The sequence below is a fragment of the Pseudomonas sp. SMV7 genome, assembly GCF_052041995.1.
GTDB lineage: Bacteria > Pseudomonadota > Gammaproteobacteria > Pseudomonadales > Pseudomonadaceae > Aquipseudomonas.
Genome location: NZ_JBKGGT010000042.1, coordinates 1 through 3,088 on the forward strand (window position 1 = coordinate 1; position 3,088 = coordinate 3,088).

The 3,088-nt window shown below is 51.7% G+C and carries 1 rRNA gene; it reads left to right on the forward strand.

Annotation, left to right across the window (positions count from 1 at the left end):
- The first annotated feature begins 121 nt into the window (after positions 1 to 121).
- Positions 122 to 3,013 (forward strand): 23S ribosomal RNA (locus tag ACLEJP_RS25420).
- The last annotated feature ends 75 nt before the right edge of the window (positions 3,014 to 3,088 follow it).

Sequence of the window (3,088 nt, forward strand, 5' to 3'; positions counted from 1 at the left end):
CCAGTTTCACTGCTGGTTAATCAGGCTAAGGTAAAATTTGTGAGTTCTGCTCGAAAGAGCAACATGCGAATTTTCGGCGAATGTCGTCTTCACAGTATAACCAGATTGCTTGGGGTTATATGGTCAAGTGAAGAAGCGCATACGGTGGATGCCTTGGCAGTCAGAGGCGATGAAAGACGTGGTAGCCTGCGATAAGCTTTGGGGAGTCGGCAAACAGACTGTGATCCAGAGATCTCTGAATGGGGGAACCCACTCAGCACAAGCTGAGTATCTTGTACTGAATACATAGGTGCAAGAGGCGAACCAGGGGAACTGAAACATCTAAGTACCCTGAGGAAAAGAAATCAACCGAGATTCCCTTAGTAGTGGCGAGCGAACGGGGACCAGCCCTTAAGTTGGTTTGAGATTAGTGGAACGCTCTGGAAAGTGCGGCCATAGTGGGTGATAGCCCCGTACACGAAAATCTCTTGTCAATGAAATCGAGTAGGACGGAGCACGAGAAACTTTGTCTGAACATGGGGGGACCATCCTCCAAGGCTAAATACTACTGACTGACCGATAGTGAACCAGTACCGTGAGGGAAAGGCGAAAAGAACCCCGGAGAGGGGAGTGAAATAGAACCTGAAACCGTATGCGTACAAGCAGTGGGAGCCTACTTTGTTAGGTGACTGCGTACCTTTTGTATAATGGGTCAGCGACTTATATTCAGTGGCGAGCTTAACCGAATAGGGGAGGCGTAGCGAAAGCGAGTCTTAATAGGGCGTTTAGTCGCTGGGTATAGACCCGAAACCGGGCGATCTATCCATGGGCAGGTTGAAGGTTAGGTAACACTGACTGGAGGACCGAACCGACTACCGTTGAAAAGTTAGCGGATGACCTGTGGATCGGAGTGAAAGGCTAATCAAGCTCGGAGATAGCTGGTTCTCCTCGAAAGCTATTTAGGTAGCGCCTCATGTATCACTCCAGGGGGTAGAGCACTGTTTCGGCTAGGGGGTCATCCCGACTTACCAAACCGATGCAAACTCCGAATACCTGGAAGTGCCGAGCATGGGAGACACACGGCGGGTGCTAACGTCCGTCGTGAAAAGGGAAACAACCCAGACCGTCAGCTAAGGTCCCAAAGTCATGGTTAAGTGGGAAACGATGTGGGAAGGCTTAGACAGCTAGGAGGTTGGCTTAGAAGCAGCCACCCTTTAAAGAAAGCGTAATAGCTCACTAGTCGAGTCGGCCTGCGCGGAAGATGTAACGGGGCTCAAACCATGCACCGAAGCTACGGGTGTCATCTTTGATGACGCGGTAGAGGAGCGTTCTGTAAGCCTGTGAAGGTGAGTTGAGAAGCTTGCTGGAGGTATCAGAAGTGCGAATGCTGACATGAGTAACGACAATGCGAGTGAAAAACTCGCACGCCGAAAGACCAAGGTTTCCTGCGCAACGTTAATCGACGCAGGGTTAGTCGGTCCCTAAGGCGAGGCTGAAAAGCGTAGTCGATGGAAAACAGGTTAATATTCCTGTACTTCCAGTTATTGCGATGGAGGGACGGAGAAGGTTAGGCCAGCCTGGCGTTGGTTGTCCAGGTTTAAGGTGGTAGGCTGAAATCTTAGGCAAATCCGGGATTTCAAGGCCGAGAGCTGATGACGAGTTGCCTTTTGGCGACGAAGTGGTTGATACCATGCTTCCAAGAAAAGCTCCTAAGCTTCAGATAACTGGGAACCGTACCCCAAACCGACACAGGTGGTTAGGTAGAGAATACCAAGGCGCTTGAGAGAACTCGGGTGAAGGAACTAGGCAAAATGGCACCGTAACTTCGGGAGAAGGTGCGCCGGCGAGGGTGAAGGACTTGCTCCGTAAGCCCATGCCGGTCGAAGATACCAGGCCGCTGCGACTGTTTATTAAAAACACAGCACTCTGCAAACACGAAAGTGGACGTATAGGGTGTGACGCCTGCCCGGTGCCGGAAGGTTAATTGATGGGGTTAGCGCAAGCGAAGCTCTTGATCGAAGCCCCGGTAAACGGCGGCCGTAACTATAACGGTCCTAAGGTAGCGAAATTCCTTGTCGGGTAAGTTCCGACCTGCACGAATGGCGTAACGATGGCGGCGCTGTCTCCACCCGAGACTCAGTGAAATTGAAATCGCTGTGAAGATGCAGTGTATCCGCGGCTAGACGGAAAGACCCCGTGAACCTTTACTATAGCTTTGCACTGGACTTTGAATTTGCTTGTGTAGGATAGGTGGGAGGCTTTGAAGTGGGGACGCCAGTTCTCATGGAGCCATCCTTGAAATACCACCCTGGCAACTTTGAGGTTCTAACTCAGGTCCGTTATCCGGATCGAGGACAGTGTATGGTGGGTAGTTTGACTGGGGCGGTCTCCTCCCAAAGAGTAACGGAGGAGTACGAAGGTGCGCTCAGACCGGTCGGAAATCGGTCGTAGAGTATAAAGGCAAAAGCGCGCTTGACTGCGAGACAAACACGTCGAGCAGGTACGAAAGTAGGTCTTAGTGATCCGGTGGTTCTGTATGGAAGGGCCATCGCTCAACGGATAAAAGGTACTCCGGGGATAACAGGCTGATACCGCCCAAGAGTTCATATCGACGGCGGTGTTTGGCACCTCGATGTCGGCTCATCACATCCTGGGGCTGAAGCCGGTCCCAAGGGTATGGCTGTTCGCCATTTAAAGTGGTACGCGAGCTGGGTTTAGAACGTCGTGAGACAGTTCGGTCCCTATCTGCCGTGGACGTTTGAGATTTGAGAGGGGCTGCTCCTAGTACGAGAGGACCGGAGTGGACGAACCTCTGGTGTTCCGGTTGTCACGCCAGTGGCATTGCCGGGTAGCTATGTTCGGAAGAGATAACCGCTGAAAGCATCTAAGCGGGAAACTTGCCTCAAGATGAGATCTCACTGGAACCTTGAGTTCCCTGAAGGGCCGTCGAAGACTACGACGTTGATAGGTTGGGTGTGTAAGCGCTGTGAGGCGTTGAGCTAACCAATACTAATTGCCCGTGAGGCTTGACCATATAACACCCAAGCAATTTGCTAGCGCAGATTGCGGTGGTGAAGATGATACGAACCGAAAGTTCGCAACGAACCAC